Raw genomic sequence first — 21606 nt, 5'->3', positions numbered from 1 at the left:
TTTACGGTCGGGTTCATCAGGAGCAGGCAGGCGGAGACGGAGGGACCGGCCGTGGAGTACTCGCACACCGATGCCGAACTGATCCAGCAGCCCATCGGCTACTGGAGCTGGGCCGCTTTCAAGGCTGTCGTCGACCGCACCCGTGCCGCGCTCGCCGGGATCGGTGTCACTCAGCCGCAGTGGTGGGTCCTCGCGCAGGTCGCGCGGGCCGACGAGGTCAGGACTCGTGCCGAGGTGTCCGGCATCTTGCGGAACTACCTGGACACGGGCTCGGCGGGCATGGAGTCGGAGATCGATACGGTCATCGCGCAGGGGTGGATCACTGAGGACGCCGAGGGCCGCCTGCGCATCACGGGCGAGGGCAGGGTGTTCTTCGACGAGGCCGCGGCCGTGCAGGACAAGCTGCGGGCGGAACGGCACGCGGGCATCTCGGACGAGGAGTACCTCGTCACCCTGAAGGTGCTGCAGCGCTTCATCCGCAACACCGGTGGGCAGGCCTGGCACCACTAGCCCGACGCGGCGGCCCGAACCGGGCTCGCCGCAGGGCGCTTCGGTACCGGGAGCAGCCACCAGGCCGAGGCCACGGAGAGGAGCGCGCCGACGGCGATGCGGAGGTCACGCGGGTCAGAAGCCGCCGCCGAAGTCCCCGCTGTCCCCGCCCCCGCCCCCGCCCCCGCCGCCGAAGTCGCCGCCGCCTCCGAAGTCGCCGAAGTCCCCGGGGTCGAAGTCCGCGCCCGACACGTCGCCGCCCTGGTAGCCGCCGGTGCCGTAGCCGCCGAAGTCGCCGTAGCCGGTGCCGTAGTCGGCCGCGTAGGCCGGGGCGGACATCCAGCCGCCCAGCGCGGTGCCGAGGAGGAGGCCGGGCAGGATGCCGCCGCCGAAGTAGCCGCCCGCCCAGGGGCCGTAGGCCGGGCCCGCGTCCCAGTAGGGGCGGCGGCCGTACTCGGTGTCGACCTCGCGGACCACCGGGTCGCGGCCGTCGGCGAGGCGGGTGGCGTCGGCCGCGCAGACCGGGACCTCGCGGGGCGCGCCGCCGGGCGGGGTCCAGGCGGCGTCCGTCACGGAGGGGCCGTGCCGGGGGTCGAAGAAGCACGGGGGCCGGCGTTCGGGAAGAGGGCGGCCCTCGCGGCGGGCGGCCAGCTGGGCCAGCGAGAACCGGCCGTCCTCCAGGGCCTGGGTGACGGCCCGGACGTCCTCCGGTCTGCGGGCGTCGGCCATGGCGGACTTCGCCTGCTCGTAGGCGTTCAGCGCGCGTTCGTAGTCGGCGCGCATCGCGTCGTCGGCGCCCGCCTCGGCCGGGTGGAAGTCGAGGCGGTCCAGTTCCTCGCCGAACGCGGTGATGTCCTCGTCCACGACCACCCGGAGCCGGTCCAGGGCGGCCCGCTGTTCCTCCTCGCGGCGCCGGCGGTTGCGGCGGGCCAGGGCGTACGCGCCGGCCCCGCCGGCCACGACCACCGCTCCGATCGTGATCAGCGCCGTACTGGAGACCCCCGAGCCGCCCGCGCTCCCGCCGCCCCAGCTCGACGGCGCCTTGCCGCCCATGTTGGCCAGGGCGCGGCCGGTGAAGTCGGTCAGCTGGGCCTTGGCGCTCTCGCCCTGGACGCTGGTGACCAGGTTCCGCACGGCCGTCCGGGGCAGGACGGCGGAGTCGGCGCGGGCGTCGAAGCGGTCGCCGAGCCGGACGGCGTACAGACCGGTGACGCCGGTGGCGGTGCGCAGGTTCGTGAAGAGGTCCTGGGTGGGGTAGCCGGCCGGCAGGACGGCGATGAACAGGGGTTTGTCGGCGTCCTTGATCTGCCGGGCCAGGGTGTCGGCGTCGGCCGTGGAGAGCTGGCCGGCGGCGGCCGGGTCGACGTACACGGGGCTCCTGCGCAGGGCGTCGGCGATCGCCGAGACGCCGGTGGCCGCGGTGGCCTGCGGGGCGCCCAGGGTCAGGGCGACCAGCGCCAGCACGGCGAGCAGCAGCCCTGGGAGGCTTCGGGTCCGTCGCACGGACTTCATGCTTCGAAATTACCCGAAGCCTCCCAAAGCGAACATTTCCTACGCTGCCCGGTACGCCTCCGCCAGCTTCTCCACCGCGGCCGCGTACCTGCCGGTCAGCAGCAGATGGTCCGCGTCGGCGAAGGGCTTGGAGACGGCGGCCGTGACCGACTGGCCGACCTTCGCCTGGACCAGCAGCCGCGCCCGGGTGACCAGGTCACGGCCGGTCGCGTCGGCTCCCCTGCGTTCGGCGGCCCGGGCCGCGGCCCCGAGCGCCTTCAGGGTGGCCGTACCGCCCTGCGGGGCCTTGGTCAGGGTCGTCAGACCCCAGCCGTAGGGGTATTGCGGGTCGTACGACGCGTCGCCCACGTTGATGGGCAGCTGCGCCTCGGACTTCGGCCACGTGACCGGGAGCTGACCGGTGAAGGCCTTCCGGCCGTAGAGCACGTCGGCCACGCCGTCGCCCTCGGTGCCCGGCAGCCAGGAGGCCACCAGGGCGTCGATCTCGCCGAGCCGGTCGCCGATCAGCTGCGGCCGTCCGGAGACGATCAGCACCGCGCACTTCATGGCCGCGCACACCTTGTCCACGGCGGCCTGGTCGGCGGCGGACAGCGCCAGGTCGTTGCCGTTGCCGACGTCCCCGACGCCCTCGGCGTAGGGGGTCTCGCCGACGACGACCACGCCCACGTCGTACCCGCTGGTCGGCGCGGAGGCGTCCTGGGAGTAGGTGACGTCTCCCCCGGCGTTCTTCATTCCCTGGAGGATGGTGGTGCCGGTGGTGTGGGTGCCGGACTGGCCCTGCCAGGTGATGGTCCAGCCGCCGGTCTGGTTGCCGAGGTCGTCGGCGTTGGACCCGGCGACGTAGACCTTCTGCGACTTCTTCAGGGGCAGGACGCTCCCGGAGTTCTTCAGCAGCACCTGGGACTCGGCGGCGGCCTGCCGGGCGACGGCCCGGTGCTTCGCGGAGCCGATCCGCGCGGCGTTGCTCGTGTCGGCGTAGGGGTGCTCGAAGAGGCCCAGCTCGAACTTCTGGGTGAGGATGCGGGAGACCGCGTCGTCGATCCGCCGCTCGCTGACCTGGCCCGCCTTCACCTGGTCGATCAGGGTGGCGGTGAAGTCCTGGTAGCTGTAGGGGACCATCATCATGTCGACACCCGCGTTGACCGACGTGCTGACGTGGGACGCGTAGTCGCCGGGCAGCTGGTCGATGGCGTTCCAGTCGCTGATCACGAAGCCCTTGAAGCCCATCCGGTCCTTCAGCACCCCGTTGATCATGTCGGCGCGGGCGTGCATCTTCACCGGGCCCTGGCCGTCGCCGACGATGTCGAGCGAGGAGTACGAGGGCATGACCGTGCCGATCCCCCGGTCCACGGCGGTCTGGTACGGCGCCAGGTGGATCGCCTCCAGCTGCTGCCGGGTGACCGTGGTGACGCCCTGGTCGATGGTGTACGACCCGGTCGTGGACGAGCCGTACGCGGTGCCGCCGTCGCCGACGAAATGCTTGGCGGTGGCGAGGACCTTGTCGTTGTCCTTGAGGTCACGTCCGTCCGCGCGTCCCTGGAGGCCCTGGATGACCGTCTCCATGGACTTCACCAGGGCCGGGTCCTCGCCGAAGGACTCGTAGGAGCGGCCCCAGCGCTCGTCGCGGGTGACGCAGAGGCAGGGGGCGAAGTCCCAGGGGACGCCGGTGGCGCGGACCTCGGAGGCCGTCACCGCGCCCGCCTGCTCGGCCAGTTGCGGGTCGCGGGTGGCGCCGATGCCGATGTTGTGCGGCATGATCGTGGCGCCGGCCAGGTTGTTGTGGCCGTGCACCGCGTCGACGCCGTAGATCAGCGGGATCTGGTACCGGGTGGCCTGTGTCCGGAGCTGGAAGGAGTCGATCATCCGCGCCCAGGCCGCGGCCGTGTTGGGCGTGGGGGTGGAGCCGCCGCCGGAGAGCAGCGAGCCGAGGTCGTAGGCGGTGACGTCACCGCCGGTCCCGACCGCGCCGCGCTCGGCCTGGGTCATCTGTCCGGCCTTCTCCTCCAGGGACATCCGGGAGAGGAGGTCGGCGACCCGCTTCTTCACGGGCAGCTTGCTGTTCAGGTACGGCAGTCCGTGGGCGTCGACGACGACCTGCGGGGTCTCGGCGGGGGCCTTGGCGCCGGTGACCGTGAGCTTCAGCGGAATGGTCTCCGCGGATTCGGCCGAACGGTCCTTCAGCGTCGGCACCTTGATGGTCTGGGTGGCCCCGGAGGCGGTGCCGGCCGGGAAGGTGAGGGTGCCGGAGACCGGGGTGTAGTCCTTGCCGGAGTCGGCGGTGCCGCCGGCCGTCTCGTAGCCGACGGTCACCGGTTCGTCGAGCGGCGCCGAGCCGGTGGTGGCGACCGTGACCTTCACCGACGCCGTGCCGCCCTCGCGCACCGGGTAGACGGCCGCGTCCGTGGTGACGGAGGCCCGCAGGGACTGGTCGGCCTTGCCGTACAGCTCCACGTCGTCCATGGCGAACCGGCCCTGGACCCCTACGGGGAGGGTGACCGCGTACCCCCACATCCGGGTCAGGCCGAGGACGTGGTCGATACCGCCGACGGGCTGGTAGTCGGTGCGGTAGACGAAGTCCGTGAAGGGGATCTCGATCTGCTTCCAGCCGGTGAAGTCGTCGGTGAAGGAGGTCGTCCAGAGCTCCGAGGCCTCGCCGTCGGCGCCGCCGTCCTTGATCTCGAAGGCGGTCTTCCTGCCGTTGTCCTGGCCGTCCCACCAGAAGCGGATGCCCTTGTGGGCGGACCAGTCGTGGGCGGGTTCGGTGGCGGCGAAGTCGTGGGTGAAGCCGCCGTAACCGCTGATGTCGTAGGTCCCGGCGAGGACCTTGGCGCCCTCGGGGGCGTCCGCGCGGTCGGCGAACCGGAGCTGCGGCGGGTCGTCGCTGTCGCCGCCCCAGGTGAAGATGCCCTCGGCGGGCTGGGCGGCGAAGGGCACCTCGCCTTCGAAGCGGTCCACGGGAGTGGGGCTCGGATCGTCCGCGGCGCGGGCCGCGGACAGGGGCATCAGGGCTGCGAGCAGGGCGGTGGAGACGAGCAGGGCGGCTCTTGGCATGGACCTTCCCTCGACTCTCTGGTTCACTCGGGGCTCTCACAGTTCACTCATGGCTTAGATCACGACGTGAGTTAACTAACGGCTCGCACACCCGTCAAGACGTCCCGTCAGGAAGGGCGATGTGTCGATGAGAAGAACCCCCCACACCCTGCGTCTGGTGCTCGCCGGGCTGCTCACCGCGGCCGGCTTCAGCGCGGTCGTACCACCGGCGCACGCGGCCGGTGAACAGGTCACCGCGTACCTCACCACCACCGACGACTCCGCCGGGCGCCATGTCACGCGCGGCCTCCAGGCGCAGACGCCGTTCGCCTTCTCCGCCGGGACCGGCGGCAGCGGCGACAACATCACCGTCGACGAGAACACCCGCTACCAGACCTTCACCGGCGGCGGCGCGTCCTTCACGGACACCGCGGCCTGGCTGATGAACAGCAGCGGGGCGCTGTCCCAGGCCACCCGGGACGCGACCATGAGGAAGCTGTTCTCGCCGGCCGACGGCATCGGACTGTCGTTCCTGCGCAATCCGATGGGCGCCTCGGACCTGGCCCGGTACGGGTACACGTACGACGACATACCCGCCGGGCAGACCGACCCGAACCTGAACGGCTTCTCCATCTCGCACGACCTCGCGGACGTCGTCCCGCTCACCAAGCAGGCGCTCCAGCTCAACCCCTCCCTGACTGTCATGGCCTCGCCATGGACGGCGCCGGCCTGGATGAAGGACAGCGGTTCACTCAACGGCGGCTGGCTGAAGGCGGAGGACTACGGGGCCTACGCCTCGTACTTCGTGAAGTACCTCCAGGCGTACCAGGCGCAGGGCGTCGACGTCTCCTACGTGACCCCGCAGAACGAGCCCACCTGCTGCTCCGGCTACCCGTCGATGAGCTGGAACGCCTCGGGCCTGCAGTACTTCCTCAAGAGCGAGCTGCTGCCCAGGCTCCAGGCGGCCGGGCTGTCCACCAAGGTCCTCGCCCACGACTGGAACTGGGACGTCTACGACTCCTACGCGGCCGCGTCCGTCGACGACGCCACCATCCGCAACAGCCCGAACTTCGGCGGGATCGCCTGGCACGGCTACGGCGGTGACGTCACCAAGCAGACCACCGTGCACAACCAGTACCCCACGCTGGACGCCTTCGGCACCGAGCACTCGGGCGGCACCTGGATCGCCAACCAGCAGCGCGAGGACATGAACAACATCATCGACTACACCCGCAACTGGGCGAAGTCGGTGACCAAGTGGTCGCTCGCGGTGGACCAGAACATGGGCCCGCACAACGGCGGCTGCGGCACCTGCACCGGCCTGATCACCGTGCACAACGGGGACGGCGCGAGCGGCACGGTCGACTACACCGTCGAGTACTACACGATGGGCCACCTCACCAAGTTCGTCCGGCCGGGCGCCCAGCGGATCGCCTCCACGGCGTCCGCCTCGGTGCCGAACGTGGCCTGGCGCAACCCGGACGGCTCGAAGGCCCTGATCGCCTACAACGACTCGTCCAGCGCGAGGACGATGACCATCAACTGGGGCTCGCAGCACGCCACCTACTCGCTCCCCGGCAAGACCTCGGCGACCTTCACCTGGTCCGGCACCCAGTCGGGCGGCTCCGGCCAGAGCGGGGCCTTCGTCGGGCTGGCGGGCAAGTGCCTGGACGTGGCGGGCGGTTCGAGCACCAACGGCACGGCCGTCCAGCTCTACGACTGCAACGGCTCCACCGCCCAGCAGTGGACCGTCCAGTCCGACGGCACGGTCCGCGCGCTCGGCAAGTGCCTTGACGTGACCTCGGGTTCGACGGCGGACGGGGCGAAGGTGCAGTTGTACGACTGCAATGGAACCGGTGCGCAACAGTGGTCGTACAGCTCCTCCACCGGTGATGTCGTGAATACGGCGGCGAACAAGTGCCTCGACGTCACGGGCAACTCGTCGGCGAACGCGACCCGGGCGCAGATCTGGTCCTGCACGGGGGCCGCCAACCAGAAGTGGCATCTGCAGTAGGACGGTAGGAGTGCCATGAGGCGTGCGACGGGGGCGGCGGCCGTGCTGGGCACGGTCGCCGGTGCGCTGCTGCTGAGCGGGTGTGTGGCCGAGGACCTTCCGCTGGCCGCGGTGCGGGTCGGGCAGGACGGGAAGCCGCACGCGCTGATCCGGCCGTGCGGTGACGACCGGATCGAGGGTCTGGGACTCACCGGCACCCGGGCCCGGGACGGCTCCGGGCGGGATCTGTCCGGCTGGTCGGTCGACGACACGCTGCGGACCGGTGACGCGAGCTTCCCGCTCTTCGACCCGCCGGCCGACTGGCACGCGCAGCACACCGGGACCCAGCACACGGTGGCCGCGTACACCTATCGACTCGGCTTCATGAAGGGCGAGTTCAACTACGAGTACAGCGTCACGCTGACGTTCCGCACGACCGACCTGGCGAAGCTGAAGCCCGGCCAGGTCTGGGCCGACGGCCGGGCGATGAGCCTCGGCGAGTTCGAGAAGCTCGCCGAGGACTCCTGCTGAACCTTGCCGGCCCTTCTGGACCGGGGGTCTACTCCGCCGGTTCCACGCCCGCGCGCAGCAGACCGTAGGTGTAGGCGTCCTCCAGGGCCTGCCAGGACGCGGCGATGACGTTCTCGGCGACGCCGACCGTGGACCACTCGGTGCTGCCGTCGGTGGTGGAGATCAGCACCCGGGTGGTGGACTCGGTGCCGTGCTTGCCCTCCAGGATGCGGACCTTGTAGTCGGCCAGGTCGAACTTGGCGAGCTGCGGGTAGATCTTCTCCAGGGCGACGCGCAGGGCCCGGTCCAGGGCGTTGACCGGGCCGTTGCCCTCCGCCGTGGCGACGATGCGCTCGCTCTTGGCCCAGAGCTTGACCGTGGCCTCGTTGGCGTGGGTGCCGTCGGGGCGGTCCTCGACGATGGCCCGCCAGGACTCGACGCGGAAGTAGGTGCGCGGCCTGCCCTCGACCTCGGCCCGCAGCAGGAGCTCGAAGGAGGCGTCGGCGGCCTCGTAGGTGTACCCCTTGAGCTCGCGCTCCTTGACCCGCTCGACGACCCGGCCGACCAACTCGCGGTCGCCGCCGAGGTCGATGCCGAGTTCCTTGCCCTTGAGCTCGACGGAGGCGCGCCCTGCCATGTCGGAGACCAGCATCCGCATGGTGTTGCCGACCTGCTCCGGGTCGATGTGCTGGTACAGGTCCGGGTCGACCTTGATCGCGGAGGCGTGCAGGCCGGCCTTGTGGGCGAAGGCGGAGACCCCGACGTAGGGCTGGTGCGTGGAGGGCGTGAGGTTGACGACCTCGGCGATGGCGTGGGAGATGCGGGTCATCTCGCGGAGCCGGCCGTCGGGGAGCACCTTCTTGCCGTACTTCAGCTCCAGGGCGGCGACCACCGGGAACAGGTTGGCGTTGCCGACCCGCTCGCCGTAGCCGTTCGCGGTGCACTGGACGTGGGTGGCGCCCGCGTCCACGGCGGCCAGCGTGTTGGCGACCGCGCAGCCGGTGTCGTCCTGGGCGTGGATGCCGAGCCGGGCGCCGGTGTCGGCGAGCACGGTCGAGACGACGGCCTGGACCTGGGCGGGCAGCATGCCGCCGTTGGTGTCGCAAAGGATGACGACATCGGCGCCGGCCTCGGAGGCGGCGCGGACGACGGCCTTGGCGTACTCGGGGTCGGCGCGGTAGCCGTCGAAGAAGTGCTCGCAGTCGACGAAGACCCGGCGGCCCTGGCCCTTCAGGAAGGAGACCGTGTCCCGGACCATCTCCAGGTTCTCGTCGAGGGTGGTGCGCAGGGCCAGCTCGACGTGCCGGTCGTGGGACTTGGCGACCAGCGTGATCACCGGGGCGCCGGACTCCAGCAGCGCCCTGACCTGGGGGTCCTCCGCCGCCTTGGCGTTGGCCCGGCGGGTCGCGCCGAAGGCGACCAGCTGGGCGTGCTTGAAGTCGATCTCCTGCTGGGCGCGGGCGAAGAACTCGGTGTCCCGGGGGTTGGCGCCCGGCCAGCCGCCCTCGATGAAGCCCACGCCGAAGTCGTCCAGGTGCCGGGCGATGGCCAGCTTGTCCGCGACGGTGAGGTTGATGCCCTCGCGCTGCGCGCCGTCGCGCAGCGTGGTGTCGAAGACGTGGAACGAGTCGTCCAGCTCGTTGGTTTCCGTCTCGGTCATGGTCTCAAGGCTCCTGATGTCGAATCTCGGTCGTACCGGAATGACCGGCTCCACCGTCCCTCCATGGTCCCTCGCGCCTGTCCTCCGGCTGAAGGTGGGCCGGAAAACGAAAAAACCCCTCGCGGGTGCGAGAGGTCTGCGCGCGGGTCGAGGACGACGATGGCCACCCGTACCTGGTCGTACGTGGTGGTCACTGCGGACCGGCGCGCCTGCTGCCAATAATCGTGGCGAACGAGAGCACGGAGGCAGTCTGGCACAGCCCCGCCCCCGGCTCACTCACCGTCTCAGGATGCGGTCGTCACACTGGGTGCCTCGCGGGACGCCACCCGCGCCAGATCCAGGTCCTTCGTCTCCCGCATGGTGACGTAGACCACAAGCGATACGGCGGCGCAGCCCGCCACGTACCAGGAGAAGCCGGACTCGATCCCGGCGCTCTTGAACCACAGGGCGATGTATTCGGCGGTGCCGCCGAACAGGGCGTTGGCGAGGGCGTAGGGCAGGGCCACGCCCAGGGCGCGGACGCCGGTCGGGAAGAGCTCGGCCTTCACGCAGGCGTTGATCGAGGTGTACCCGGTGACCACGACGAGGGCGACCAGGGAGAGGCCGAGGGCGGGCCAGTATCCGTTCACGCGTTTGAGGAGGGTCAGGACCGGCACGGTGAGGACGGTGGAGCCGACCGCGAAGGTGATCAGGAGGGGGCGGCGGCCGATGCGGTCGGAGAGGGCGCCGGCGAGCGGCTGGAGGCAGGCGAAGACGGTGAGCGCGGTGAAGGAGACCAGGGTCGCGGTCTCCTTGGACAGGCCCGCGGAGTTGGAGAGGTACTTCGTCAGGTAGGTGGTGTACGTGTAGTAGGCCACCGTGCCGCCCATGGTCAGCGCGATGACCAGGAACGCCTCCCGCCGGTGCTGCCACAGCGCGCGCAGGGTGCCGCGCTCCGCCGCGTGCGAGGTGTCCTCCGCGTAGACCTCGGTCTCCAGCATGGTCCGGCGCAGGTAGAAGACGACGGCGGCCCCGAGCGCGCCGACGGCGAAGGGGATCCGCCAGCCGTAGTCGTGCAGCGCGGTGTCGGAGAGGGTGTGCTGGAGGATGATCAGCAGGCCGAGGCCCGCGAGCTGGCCCGCCGTCATCGACACGTACTGGAAGCTGGAGGCGAAGCCGCGCCGCCGGGGGTCGGAGGCCTCCGTCAGATAGGTGGCGCTGGCCGCGTACTCGCCGCCCACCGAGAGCCCTTGCAGCAGGCGGGCGACGAGCAGCACGAAGGCCCCGCCGTATCCGGCGACGTCGTAGGTCGGGGCGACCGCGATGAGAAGCGCGGACACCGACATCAGGGTGACGGTGAGGGTCAGCGCGGCCTTGCGGCCCTTCCGGTCGCCTACCCGGCCCAGTAGCCAGCCGCCCACCGGGCGCATGAAGAACCCGACGGCGAAGATGCCGGCCGTGTTCATCAGTTGCGCGGTGGGATTCCCGCTCGGGAAGAACGCCCCGGCGAAGTAGGTGGCGAAGCTCGCGTACACGAACCAGTCGAACCACTCGACCATGTTGCCTGCCGAGCCAACCCAGATCTTCTTCCAGTGTTGTCGTCCCATGGGCCGTTCCTGCCCGGCGGGCGAACGCGCGATTCCTTTACTGCAAATGCCTGACGAAGACGTCCTGTTCGTTGTTGTCGTCGCCGCGCGGGTCGAGGGTCCCGTCGTACGACGTGAAGGCGATCCGGCGGGCCGTCACTCCCCCGGGCACGACCTGTCCCTCGGTGGCGACCAGGGCGCGGGTGCCGTTCCGCAAGTCCCGCGCGTACAGGGGATATGCCGAGCCCTCGTGGGTGGTGAGGGTGACGTACCGGCCGTCCGCGCTGACCGCCGCGTCCCGTCCGTAGCCCTGGATGCGGTCGTTGCGGCCCGTGGCGAGGTGGTGGACGAACACGTTCCAGCTGTTGTCGGTGTCGTCCGGAACCAGATGGGTGTCGGCCGACTCGAAGACGACGGTACGGCCGTCGGCGCTGAGCGCGGGGTTCAGGGACTCGCGGGTGGTGGGCGAGCCGTCGGTGGAGCGGTCGAGCTGGGTGCGGGCGCCGGTGGAGCGGTCGTAGAGCCAGATGTCGCTCCAGTCGTCGCCGCGCGGGCCGTTGGAGTAGGTGTACTGGTAGACGATCCGGCGGCCGTCGTCGCTGACGGTGGCGTGGCCGGCGCCGCGCGGCTCCCAGGTGGGCTTGGGCTGGCTGATCCGCTCGGTGGTGTGCTTGACGCGGTCGCGCAGGAAGACGACCGGGCCGTCCGCGCCGCTGGCGGCGGTGAAGACGGCGTAGCGGGCGGTGCCGCTCAGGTAGGCGTGACCGCCCGCGCCGAAGCCCGCCGGGAGGCCGGTGTCGAGGCGTTCGGTGCGGCCCGTGCGGCGGTCCAGCAGGTGCAGGCCCGTGTTCGTGTACGCGAGGAAGCGGCCGTCCTTGCTGAGCGACGGGTCGGTGCCGTCGGCCGGGTGGGTCAGCTTTCCGGTGCGCAGGTCACGGACGAAGAGGCCGCCGTGCGGGGCGCCGGGGAGGAGGTCGGTGGCGGTGGAGGAGAAGGCGACGTAGCGGCCGTCGCGGCTGATGACCGCGCCGGTGGAGGCGCCGTCACCCGCCTTCCCGGAGGGCGTGACGCTGACGGCCTCCGTACGCGGTACCGCGGGTGCGGCGGTGGCCGTCGCCCCGGTCGCGGCCAGGGCGGCGGCGGCCAGGGCGGCGGCGAGGGCGGCGCGGGTGCGGACGTTCAAGGTGGTGATCCCCCGTGGTGTGCTGGTCGGTCGTGGGTGCTCAACCCGTCCGGGCGGGTCGTTCAGCGCCCGGTGTTCCGTACGAAGATGTCGGCGACGCCGTTGGTGTCGCCCCGGACGAGGTCGGTGGCCGTCGAGACGTAGGCGGCCACCCGGCCGTCGGCGTCGAGCGCGACGCTGTACGAGGTGCCGTCGGACTGGCCGGCGCCGAGGCTGACGCGGCTGATCGCGCCGGTCCTGAGATCCTTGACGAAGATGTCGGCGACGCCGTTCGTGTCGCCGGGGACGAGGTTGGTGGCGGTGGAGGTGAACGCCACCTCGCGGCCGTCGGCGCTCAGCCTCGCGTCCCAGCTGGGGCCGTCGGCCTCGGTGCCGTCGGCCGCGGTGCTGACGCGGACCGTGGCCTGCCGGGTGCGGTCGTAGACGAAGATGTCGGACTGCTTGTTGGTGTCGCCCGGGACCAGGTTGTAGAGGCCGGACCCGAAGGCGACCAGGCGGCCGTTGCCGCTGATCGAGGAGTCGTCGGCGTAGTTCTTGTAGGCGTAACCCGTCGGGCGGCTGATCTGCTCGGTGGTCTGCGTGCGCCGGTCACGGACGTAGACCGTCCTGGTCTTGGAGGTGTCCACCTGGGTGGGGTCCAGGTTGACCGGGGTGTCGAAGGTGACGTACCGGCCGTCCGCGCTGAGGGAGGGAGAGAGGGCGTCGGCGTCCGCGAGCACGCCCGAGGTCGAGTACTGCACCAGTTCGTCGCGGCCGGTGCGGCGGTCGTGGACGATCACGTCGGCGCGGCCGTTGGTGTCGCCGGGCACGACGTCCGGAGCGTCGCTGACATAGGCGACGACCCGGCCGTCCGCGCTGATCGCGGGCATCTGGTTCGGCGCCCAGTCCGTGGGGTGGCCGGTGCTGATGCGTTCCGTGCGGTGGGTGCGGCGGTCGTAGAGGTAGATGTCGTCGACACCGTTGTCGTCGCTCTTCTTGAGCGCGGCCGAGGTCACGAAGACGACGTAGCGGCCGTCGCCGCTGAGGGCCGGGCTGCTCGCCGGGCCCTTCGCGATCCGCTCGGTGCGGCCGGTGCGCAGGTCGCGCACGAAGACGTCGGTGACGGTGTCGTGGTCGCCGCGGACCAGGTTGCCGGCGGCCGAGGCGAAGGCCACGTAGCGGCCGTCGGCGCTCAGCGCGGGGGCGGCGGAGGCGGCGTCTGCCTGCCTGCCGCCCGGACCCACGCTGACGCGGGTGGTGGAGGGATGCGGTGCCGCGACGGCGGCCGGGACCGCGGCCCCGGTGAGCGCGAGCAGCACGGCGCCGCCCAGCGCGGCGCTGCCTAAGTGCGTGCGTACGGCAGTGGACATGATGACCCCCGTGGTCGTGTGGTCCCCCGGGTCCCCGGCCCCGTGCCGAGGGCTCTGTACCGAGGGCTCACCAGGATGCAACCGCACCGCACAAGCGGGGTCAATCACCCTTATTGCGTACAACCCGGTCGGAAGGTCACGCGTCCGCGAGAAGATCCGATTCCAGGAACTCCCGTACGTGGCCGAGAACCTGCGCCCGGCCGGTGCCGCGCAGCCCGATCGCCACATGGATGGAGAAGCCGTCGAGCAGGGCGCGGAGGCGGGCGGCGAAGCGGTCGGGGTCGACCGGGCGGAACTCGCCCGCGGAGACGCCCTCCGCGAGCAGCGCCACCAGGTCGCGGTGCCAGGCGCCCTCGATGGCGGCCTGCCGGTCGCGGGCGGCCTCGTCGGCGTTCTGCGAGCGGTTCCAGACCTCCAGCCAGAGAGTCCAGTGCGGGTCGCGGTGCCCCTCGGGGACGTACAGGTCGACGTACGCGTCGAGGCGTTCGCGGGCGGTGCCGCGCCGGGTGAGGAGCCGGCCGCGTTCGGTGCCCAGCCGGCCCTCGCTCCACTCCAGGGTCTGGAGCAGCAGTTCGTCCTTGGAGTGGAAGTAGTAGAGGAGGTGGCCGCTGCTCATGCCGACCTCGCGGCCGAGGGCGGCCATGGTGAGCTTCTCCAGGCCGCGTCCGGCGATCATCGTCATGGCGGCGGCGAGCACGTCCTCGCGGGGCGGGGCGTTCCGACGCGCACCGGCCATGGTCGGGCTCCTAGATCCTCGGCTGCTGCTGGGTGATGCAGTGGATACCGCCACCGCCGGAGAAGATCGTACGGGCGTCCACCAGGGTCACCGTCCGCTCGGGGAAGAGGCGGCGGAAGATGCCCGCGGCGATCTCGTCACGCGGGTCGTCGAAGCCGCAGAGCACGACCCCGCCGTTGCAGAGGTAGTGGTTGATGTAGGAGTAGTCGGCCCAGTGGCCGTCCGCCTCCAGGACGGTGGGGGCCGGGACCTCGACCACCTCCAATGTGCGGCCGCGCGCGTCGGTCTGGGACCGCAGCAGGCCGATGACCTCCTGGGTCACCTCGTGGTCCGGGTGTGCGGGGTCCGGCTGGGAGTGCGCGACCACGACTCCCGGGCGGGCGAAGGCGGCGACGATGTCCACGTGCCCGAGGGTGCCGAAGCCGTGCGGGGGGTAGTCGCCGGTGAGGCCGCGGGGCAGCCAGATCGCCTTGCGGGTGCCGAGCATCCCGTGGATCTCCGCCTCGACCTCCTCCTTCGTCCAGCCCGGGTTGCGCTCGGGCCCCAGCTGCACGGTCTCGGTCAGCAGCACGGTCCCCTCGCCGTCGACATGGATCGCGCCACCCTCGTTGACCAGCTTCGAGGCGTACGTCTTCGCGCCCGCGAGGTCGGAGACGTACGCGGCGATCTTCGCGTCGTGCTCCCAGCGGGCCCAGTGCTGGGCGCCCCAGCCGTTGAACGTCCAGTCCACGGCGGCGAGTTCACGCCCGTTCGTCAGGAAGGTGGGACCGATGTCCCGCATCCAGGCGTCGTCGAGGTCCCGTTCGACGGTGTCGACGCCGGGGCCGAGCAGCGTCTGGGCGTGCGCCGACTGGCCGGGGCCGCAGACGACCGTCACCGGTTCGAAGCGCAGGACGGTGCGGGCGACCGAGGCCCAGGCCATCCGGGAGGCGAGGAGGTCGTCCGGGTCGTCGAAGGTGGGGTTGGGGCCCGGCCAGGCCATCCAGGTCCGCTCGTGCGGGGTCCACTCGGCGGGCATCCGGAACCCGTCGGAGGCTGCCTTGTTCATGGGGGTCCTCACAGAAGGTGACGATGACAGACGTTTACAGGAAGTACAGACGGCTGAGGGAGACGGAGTCGGCGGGCTGCGAGCGGACGGGCTCGCCGTCGAGGGTGACCAGGCCGGTGCGCTGGTCGACGTCGACCGCTCCGGTGCGGGAGTTGAGCCGCAGGTCGGCGGGGCCGATGCCGCGGGTGCCGCGGACGGCGACCCGGCGGCGCCGGGTGGGCATCGTGTCGTGGCCCTGGTCGAGGGCCGCCTGAGCGACGAAGGCCACCGAGATCTCGGCGGGGGTCGCGCCGTGGGCCCCGAACTGCGGCCCCAGGACGAGGGGTTCGCAGGTGTCGGTGGCCGCGTTCGGGTCGCCGGTCACGCCGTACGCGGGGAAGCCGGACTTGAGGACGAGCTGCGGCTTGGCGCCGAAGTACTCGGGGCTCCACAGCACGATGTCCGCGAGCTTGCCGACCTCGATCGAGCCGACCTCGTGCGCGAGCCCGTGGGCGATCGCGGGGTTGATGGTCAGCTTGGCGATGTAGCGCAGCACGCGCTCGTTGTCGTGCCCGACGTCCGGGGCGCCCAGCTCGGCCTTCATCTTCCCGGCCATGGCGAAGGTACGGCGGACGGTCTCCCCGGCCCGGCCCATGCCCTGCGCGTCGGACGAGGTGATGCCGATCGCGCCCAGGTCGTGCAGCACGTCCTCGGCGCCCATGGTCCCGGCGCGGATGCGGTCGCGGGCCATGGCGGCGTCGCCGGGCAGGTCGGTCTTCAGGTCGTGGACGGAGACGATCATCCCGTAGTGCTCGGCGACCGCGTCCCGGCCGAAGGGCAGGGTGGGGTTGGTGGAGGAGCCGATGACGTTCGGGACGCCGGCCATCTTCAGCACGTTCGGCACGTGGCCGCCGCCGCAGCCCTCGATGTGGAAGGCGTGGATGGTGCGGCCTTCCAGCACCCGGAGGGTGTCCTCGACCGAGAGGCACTCGTTCAGCCCGTCGCTGTGCAGGGCGACCTGGACGTCGTGCTCCTCGGCGACCCGCAGGGCCGTGTCCAGGGCGCGGGTGTGGGCGCCCATGTCCTCGTGCACCTTGAAGCCGGAGGCGCCCCCCTCGGCGAGCGCCTCGACCAGCGGGGCCGCGTGCGAGGACGAACCGCGCCCGAGGAAGCCGATGTTGACCGGCCAGGCGTCGAAGGCGCCGAACGCGTGCTTCAGCGCCCAGGGCGAGTTGACGCCGACGCCCCACACCGGCCCGAACTCCTGCCCGATGATCGTCGTGACACCGGAGGCCAGCGAGGCCTCCATGATCCGCGGCGACAGCAGATGGACATGGGTGTCGACGGCCCCCGCGGTGGCGATCAGCCCCTCCCCGGACACGATGGACGTCCCGGTGCCGACCACGACGTCCACCCCGTCGAGGGTGTCGGGGTTCCCGGCCCGCCCGATCGCGCGGATCCGCCCCTCGCGGATGCCGATGGACACCTTCCGGATCCCCAGCACGGCGTCGATCACGACGACATTGCTGACGACGACGTCACAGGTCTCCCGGACGGCGGCGGCCTTGAGGTGCAGCCCGTCCCGGGCCGTCTTGCCGAACCCGGCCAGGAACTCGTCGCCGTAGCGCTGGGAGTCGTCCTCGACGCGGATCACGAGCCCCGAGTCGCCGAGCCGGATCCGGTCGCCGGCCCGGGGGCCGTGGGTGGCCGCGTACTCGTGCGGGGTGAGGCGGCGGGCCTCGGCGGGGTGGCCTCCGGGACGGCTCATCGCTCGGTCTCCTGCTCTCGAATGCCCAGGTAGCCGCAGGCGGCGGCCCGGCGCAGGGCCTCCGCGCGGGCGCCGGGCGCGTCCAGCGGTCCGTCGACGAGCCCGGCGAAGCCGATGGCGACCCGGCCGCCGCCGATCGGCAGCAGACCGACCTCCAGCGACTCCCCCGGCCCGAACCGCACGGACGACCCGGCGGGCACGGCGAGCCGCAGACCGTAGGCCGCGGCGCGGTCGAAGTCGAGACGCGGATTGGCCTCGAAGAAGTGGAAGTGCGAGGTGACGGAGACGGGCACGGACGCGGTGTTGGTGACGGTCAGCCGTACGACCGCCTCGGGGTCGGCGTGCTCGGGCCCCGGCAGCAGTGCGCCCGGACCCTCCTCGCCCAGTCCCCCGCCCCCGATCGGGTCGGTGACGACCGCGAGCCTCGACCCGTCGTCGAAGACGGCCTCGACGTGCACCTCGGTGACGATGTCGGCGACGCCGGGCAGCACGTCGGCCGGGCCGAGGACGGAGCGGGCCGCCTCGATCGCCTCGGCGAGCCGCCTGCCGTCCCGGGCGGCCTCGCAGACGGTGTCCGCGATCAGCGCGGTGGCCTCCGGCACGTTGAGCCTCAGGCCCCGGGCACGCCGGGCACGGGCCAGCTCGGCGGCTCCGAAGAGCAGCAGCCGGTCACGTTCCGTGGGGGTCAGCCGCATCTCGTTCCCTTCATTTGGAACGCCACTCTAATCAAAGACTTCGGCGAGGGAAAGCCTTGACGACCACCACGTCATGACTCACATTGAATGCCGTTCTAAACGCAGTGTGATCCGAGGGAGCCAGCCATGCCGATAGAACAGCGCGGAGTCGACACCATCCCGGACGGGATGGGGGTACCTCCCGCGCTCGAACGCAGTTGAGAGCGTGGGGGAGCACCAGCGGACCCAAGGACCTGGTCTCGATCCTGCTCGGCTCCAACCTCTGCCTCGGCGTGATCATCTTCGGCTGGCTGCCGCCGTCCTTCGGGCTCGGCTGGTGGTCGTCGGTGAGCGCGATCGTGGCGGGCACGCTGGTCGGCACGGTGTTCACGGCGCCGCTCGCGCTGGTCTCCCTGCGCACCGCGACCAACCTCTCCACCTCCTCCGGCGCCCAGTTCGGGGTGCGCGGACGCCTGGTCGGCTCGGTGGTGGGCCTGCTCCTCGCCCTCGGCTACACCGCGCTCACCGTCTGGATCGGCGGCGACGTGATGGTGGGCGTGCTGGGCCGGCTGTTCGGTCTCCCGGCGGACGGCGGGTCGTACGCCGTCGTCTACACGGTGCTCGCGGCGGCGACGGTGGCGGGCGCGGTCTACGGCTACCGGGTGCTGCTCGCCATGTCCAAGGTCCTCGCCGTCGGCATGACGGCCCTGCTGCTCCTCGGCGTCCTCGCGCCCCGCACTTCACCACCGCCGCGCTCCCCGAGGCCGGCGGCTACCTCCTGGGCGGCTTCTGGCCGACGTGGTGCCTGGCGGCCGTGGCCGCGGGCCTCTCCGGCCCGGTCGCCTTCATCACCCTCCTCGGCGACTACACCCGCTACATCTCCCCCGCCCGGCACTCCTCCCGCCGGGTCCTGCACGGCACCTGGCTGGGCCTGGTCCTCGGCCTCCTGGTCCCCCAGCTCTTCGGCACCTTCACCGCGTACGCGGCCCGGGCGGCGACGGACTACGCGGGCCCCCTGGTGTCGGCCTCCCCCACCTGGTACCTGGTCCCCCTGCTCCTCTCCGCCTCCGCCGGCTCGGTCGGCAACGCGGGCCTGATGCTCTACTCCATGGGCCTCGACCTGGACGCGATCCTGCCCCGCGCGTCCCGGGCCCGCGCCACCTACACGGTCGCCCTCGTCGCCACCGCCTGCGTCTTCGTCGGCCTCCCCCAAACGCTCGGCTTCGCTCGCGCCCGGGGGGACCCCCATCGCCTGGAACGCCCAGTCCGCGATGACCTCCTTCGTCCTCCTGCTGACCGCCATCGGCACCCCGTGGGCGGTCATCACCCTCATCGGCTTCGCCCGCTGCCGGGGCGTGTACGACGCGGACGCCCTCCAGGTCTTCAACCGCCGCTCGCGGGGCGGCATCTACTGGTACCGGTCTGGCTGGAACATCCAGGCGACGGCATCCTGGGCGATCGGCGCGGGCGTCGGCCTCCTGGCGGTCTCCCTGCCCTCGTACGAGGGCCCGCTGCTGTCGCTGACGGGCGGGGTGGACTGCAGCTTCCTGCTGTCGGGAGCCGTGGGCGGGGCGGTCTACCTGCTGCTCACCACGGGCCGGACGGGTATCGGCCACGAGGACGAGAACCGGTCCGCACCACTCACCAGCCGGTCCGGCGTCTGAGGACCGTCACCCCGGCTCCAGCCCCGGCAGGAACGACGTCGCGCCGAACGCCGGTTTGAGGTCGGTGAACCACGTCGCGCCCTCGTCGTACGCGGCGAAGAAGGGGCGGTCGACCAGGGCCGGGTCGCGGGCCTGGATGAGGTGGAGGACGAAGACCTTCTCGCCGGCCACCTCGGCGACGCCGTCCACGCAGACCTTGCCGGGCATCGCCGACATCACCGGGCCGCGGACGGTGCGGGCGAGGCCGGAGACGCGGGCGTAGGCGTCCCGGAAGATCGCGTGGCCGCGGGCGAGGGGGACGCCGAAGTAGCCCTGCGGGCCGGTGTCCCGCTCGACGAACTGGTAGTACGGCACGGCACCGAGCGTGGTGGTCTGCTCCCACAGCTCGGCCCAGGCGTCCGCGCTGTCGTTGATCCCGGCCACCAGCGGACCCTGGCAGCGGATCACGGCCCCGGTGTCGCGGACCCGGCGCATCGCCTCCCGTACGACGGGCGGGCGCAGCTCCTGGGGGTGGGTGAAGTGGGCCATCAGGGCGAGATGGCGGCCGCTCGCCACGACCTGTTCGAAGAGGCGGAGCAGGTCGTCGGCGTCCCGGTCGGTGGTGAAGCGGTACGGCCAGAAGGCGAGCGACTTGGTGCCGATGCGGACCGAGCGGATCGTGTCGATCGCGAGCAGCGGCTCGACATAGCGGCGCAGCACCTCCGTGCTCATCACCAGCGGGTCGCCGCCCGTGATCAGCGCGCTGCTCACCTCGGGGTGGGCCCGGAGATAGCCGGTGGTGGCGTCGATGTCGTCCGTCGCGATGCGCAGGTCGGCCTCGCCGACGAACTGCGGCCAGCGGAAGCAGTACGTGCAGTAGGCGTGGCAGGTCTGGCCCTGGCGCGGGAAGACCAGCACCGTCTCCGGGTACTTGTGCTGTAGCCCGGTGAGCCGGCGGCCCTCGTGCACCGGGACGTTGGCGTCGAGCTGGCCCGAGGGGTGCGGGTTGAGCCGCATCCGGATCTCGTGCGCGGCGCGCAGGACCTCGGCCCTGGGCGCCTCCCCGGCCAGCAGCCCGGCCATCCGGCGGACGTCGGCGGCGGGCAGCATCCCGGCCTGCGGGAAGGTCAGCCGGAAGACCGGGTCCTCGGGCACGGCCGACCAGTCGATCAACTCCTCGACGACATACGCGTTCGTACGGAACGGCAGGACCGAGGAGACGGCCCGCAGCGCCAGTCGCTGATCGTCCGTCAGGGACACACGCCGTAGCAGACCGTCCAGGTCACGGGGCGTGAAGGCGCGAAAGCGGGGGTGGTGCGCTGAACTCATGGTGCGGGGGCCCTCTATTCCGTGACCAGGACCGTGGACGGCCGCAACTCCACGAAGGCGGCCGCGTGCGCATCGTACTTCTCCCCGAAGTGGTGGATGAGCCGCCGGTGCAGCTCGCTCTCGTCGTCGACGACGATCACCTCGTGCGCCCCGGTGGCGTCCAGCGCCGCGCTGTACGCGCTGAGTTGGTCGAGCCGGCGGCGGGCCAGATAGGTGACGAGGTCGGGGGCGGCGACGTACAGCCGGTCCTCCAGGAAGACGAAGCGGCAGGTGAACTCCCGTCGCCCGTCGGTGGCGTCGACGAGGGTGACGGGGAGGTGGGTGAAGCGTTCCATCGGCTTGCCCTGCTGCCAGAGTTCGTCGAAGCGCTGCTCCACGAAGGTGCCGAGCGGGGAGCGGACCGCGACCTCCAGCTGCACGCCCTCGCCGGAGAGCCGGCCGACGGTGAGGAAGGAGACCAGACAGCGCTCGTCCCAGCGGTAGAGGGTGACACCGGGGGAGGTGGCGCACAGCCGTACCTCCAGGAGCTGCCGGGAAGTGGCGTCCAGACGGCGGGCGAACTCGTCGAGGGTGCGCAGGTTGCGCATGATGTCGCGGCGGATGTCGGCGCTCTGCTCGCCCAGTTCACGGCCGCGCAGGATGACGGCCAGCGAGTCGGGGTCCAGGAGCAGGATCTGGACGCGGGTGCCGCTCGCGGTGGCGGATCTGACGCCCCGGAAGAGCCGTTCGGAGAACTGCGGGCCGAACAGGTTGGAGAAGGTGTCCAGGACCTTCACGTTGGACGTGGCGCCGTACACCTGGGCGGCGAACCACTCGTAGTCCAGCCGGGTGTGCTCGCGGACCCGGCCCTCCTGCGCCCGGGAGATCAGCGGGCCGATGACGAACACGGTGACGACCACGCCGACGATGTCGGTGCCGAGGTTGAGGGCGAGGTTCTGCCCGTAGTTGTCCATCGTGGAGGCCCGCCACAGCAGCAGACCCGCGACGGCGGTGAGCAGGCCGAGCACGGTGAGGCTCTGCGGGCGGCGCGGGGTGCGTAACGTGCGCATCAGCCAGCGCAGCCGTGGCATCGGCGATCGTCCGCTCACTCGCGTTCCCTCCCCCGTGTGGAATCAGGAGATACCCGTACGGGGGAGGT

General features: G+C 71.5%; 15 protein-coding genes and 1 pseudogene. 4 read left to right on the top strand and 12 right to left on the bottom strand.

The features are described 5' to 3' along the window. The first annotated feature begins 51 nt into the window (after positions 1 to 51). Positions 52 to 510 carry a MarR family winged helix-turn-helix transcriptional regulator gene (locus ACIPSJ_RS14945; RefSeq protein WP_401345957.1) on the top strand — a complete coding sequence of 153 codons (459 nt, stop codon included), beginning with the start codon at positions 52 to 54 and terminating at the stop codon, positions 508 to 510. Between the two features lie 114 nt (positions 511 to 624). On the opposite strand, the gene ACIPSJ_RS14940 is transcribed toward ACIPSJ_RS14945, so the two are convergent. Next, positions 625 to 2001: a hypothetical protein gene (locus ACIPSJ_RS14940; protein ID WP_401345955.1), complete on the bottom strand. Its 1377-nt coding sequence runs from the start codon at positions 1999 to 2001 to the stop codon at positions 625 to 627. Positions 2002 to 2040: 39 nt separating this feature from the next. Beyond that, entirely contained in the window at positions 2041 to 5052 is a 3012-nt protein-coding gene (locus tag ACIPSJ_RS14935; RefSeq protein ID WP_401345954.1) for a glycoside hydrolase family 3 protein, read from the bottom strand. A gap of 127 nt (positions 5053 to 5179) precedes the next feature. Between ACIPSJ_RS14935 and ACIPSJ_RS14930 the strand changes: the two genes are divergently transcribed. After that, positions 5180 to 7045: a ricin-type beta-trefoil lectin domain protein gene (locus ACIPSJ_RS14930; protein ID WP_401345952.1), complete on the top strand. Its 1866-nt coding sequence runs from the start codon at positions 5180 to 5182 to the stop codon at positions 7043 to 7045. A gap of 15 nt (positions 7046 to 7060) precedes the next feature. After that, positions 7061 to 7555 (top strand): hypothetical protein, encoded by a 495-nt coding sequence (locus ACIPSJ_RS14925; protein WP_359221470.1) that lies wholly within the window; start codon positions 7061 to 7063, stop codon positions 7553 to 7555. Positions 7556 to 7583: 28 nt separating this feature from the next. On the opposite strand, the gene cimA is transcribed toward ACIPSJ_RS14925, so the two are convergent. From cimA to ureA, 8 genes are all read right to left on the bottom strand, one after another. Next, positions 7584 to 9194: a citramalate synthase gene (cimA, locus tag ACIPSJ_RS14920; protein ID WP_359221468.1), complete on the bottom strand. Its 1611-nt coding sequence runs from the start codon at positions 9192 to 9194 to the stop codon at positions 7584 to 7586. Positions 9195 to 9478: 284 nt separating this feature from the next. Then, entirely contained in the window at positions 9479 to 10780 is a 1302-nt protein-coding gene (locus tag ACIPSJ_RS14915) for an MFS transporter (RefSeq protein ID WP_401345949.1), read from the bottom strand. 37 nt (positions 10781 to 10817) lie between these two features. Then, entirely contained in the window at positions 10818 to 11942 is a 1125-nt protein-coding gene (locus ACIPSJ_RS14910; RefSeq protein WP_401345948.1) for a hypothetical protein, read from the bottom strand. Between the two features lie 62 nt (positions 11943 to 12004). Beyond that, on the bottom strand, positions 12005 to 13291 hold the full coding sequence (locus ACIPSJ_RS14905) for a TolB family protein (protein ID WP_401345946.1): 1287 nt from the start codon (positions 13289 to 13291) through the stop codon (positions 12005 to 12007). Positions 13292 to 13427: 136 nt separating this feature from the next. Then, a complete protein-coding gene (locus ACIPSJ_RS14900) occupies positions 13428 to 14027 on the bottom strand; it encodes a TetR/AcrR family transcriptional regulator (protein ID WP_359221463.1) in 600 nt (199 codons plus the stop codon). Positions 14028 to 14037: 10 nt separating this feature from the next. Then, positions 14038 to 15075, bottom strand: a complete 1038-nt coding sequence (locus tag ACIPSJ_RS14895; protein WP_365691035.1) for an agmatine deiminase family protein — start codon at positions 15073 to 15075, stop codon at positions 14038 to 14040. A 34-nt stretch (positions 15076 to 15109) separates the two neighbouring features. Further along, entirely contained in the window at positions 15110 to 16822 is a 1713-nt protein-coding gene (locus ACIPSJ_RS14890) for an urease subunit alpha (RefSeq protein WP_401345943.1), read from the bottom strand. Next, positions 16819 to 17517 (bottom strand): urease subunit gamma, encoded by a 699-nt coding sequence (ureA, locus tag ACIPSJ_RS14885; RefSeq protein WP_401345942.1) that lies wholly within the window; start codon positions 17515 to 17517, stop codon positions 16819 to 16821. The genes ACIPSJ_RS14890 and ureA overlap by 4 nt, the downstream gene beginning before the upstream one ends. Before the next feature lie 126 nt (positions 17518 to 17643). Between ureA and ACIPSJ_RS14880 the strand changes: the two are divergent. After that, positions 17644 to 19160 (top strand): annotated as a pseudogene (locus ACIPSJ_RS14880) (cytosine permease). Between the two features lie 6 nt (positions 19161 to 19166). Here the strand turns inward: ACIPSJ_RS14880 and ACIPSJ_RS14875 are convergent. Next, positions 19167 to 20399, bottom strand: coding sequence for a KamA family radical SAM protein (locus ACIPSJ_RS14875; RefSeq protein WP_401345940.1), 1233 nt, complete (start codon positions 20397 to 20399; stop codon positions 19167 to 19169). A gap of 83 nt (positions 20400 to 20482) precedes the next feature. Then, complete coding sequence (locus ACIPSJ_RS14870) at positions 20483 to 21556, bottom strand: hypothetical protein (RefSeq protein ID WP_355714262.1); 1074 nt, start codon at positions 21554 to 21556, stop codon at positions 20483 to 20485. Between the last annotated feature and the right edge of the window lie 50 nt (positions 21557 to 21606).

It is taken from the genome of Streptomyces sp. NPDC090088 (genome assembly GCF_044747345.1).
GTDB lineage: Bacteria > Actinomycetota > Actinomycetes > Streptomycetales > Streptomycetaceae > Streptomyces.
Note: the sequence above shows the minus strand (reverse complement) of the source record. Positions and strands in the feature narration are given on the sequence as shown.

Bases quoted from the DNA above. Each gene is read 5' to 3' on its own strand.
- cimA (WP_359221468.1), bottom strand. From the start codon at position 9,194: ATGACCGAGACGGAAACCAACGAGCTGGACGACTCGTTCCACGTCTTC.
- ACIPSJ_RS14915 (WP_401345949.1), bottom strand. From the start codon at position 10,780: ATGGGACGACAACACTGGAAGAAGATCTGGGTTGGCTCGGCAGGCAAC.
- ACIPSJ_RS14935 (WP_401345954.1), bottom strand. From the start codon at position 5,052: ATGCCAAGAGCCGCCCTGCTCGTCTCCACCGCCCTGCTCGCAGCCCTG.
- ACIPSJ_RS14930 (WP_401345952.1), top strand. From the start codon at position 5,180: ATGAGAAGAACCCCCCACACCCTGCGTCTGGTGCTCGCCGGGCTGCTC.
- ACIPSJ_RS14925 (WP_359221470.1), top strand. From the start codon at position 7,061: ATGAGGCGTGCGACGGGGGCGGCGGCCGTGCTGGGCACGGTCGCCGGT.
- ACIPSJ_RS14940 (WP_401345955.1), bottom strand. From the start codon at position 2,001: ATGAAGTCCGTGCGACGGACCCGAAGCCTCCCAGGGCTGCTGCTCGCC.
- ureA (WP_401345942.1), bottom strand. From the start codon at position 17,517: ATGCGGCTGACCCCCACGGAACGTGACCGGCTGCTGCTCTTCGGAGCC.
- ACIPSJ_RS14890 (WP_401345943.1), bottom strand. From the start codon at position 16,822: ATGAGCCGTCCCGGAGGCCACCCCGCCGAGGCCCGCCGCCTCACCCCG.
- ACIPSJ_RS14900 (WP_359221463.1), bottom strand. From the start codon at position 14,027: ATGGCCGGTGCGCGTCGGAACGCCCCGCCCCGCGAGGACGTGCTCGCC.
- ACIPSJ_RS14895 (WP_365691035.1), bottom strand. From the start codon at position 15,075: ATGAACAAGGCAGCCTCCGACGGGTTCCGGATGCCCGCCGAGTGGACC.
- ACIPSJ_RS14905 (WP_401345946.1), bottom strand. From the start codon at position 13,291: ATGTCCACTGCCGTACGCACGCACTTAGGCAGCGCCGCGCTGGGCGGC.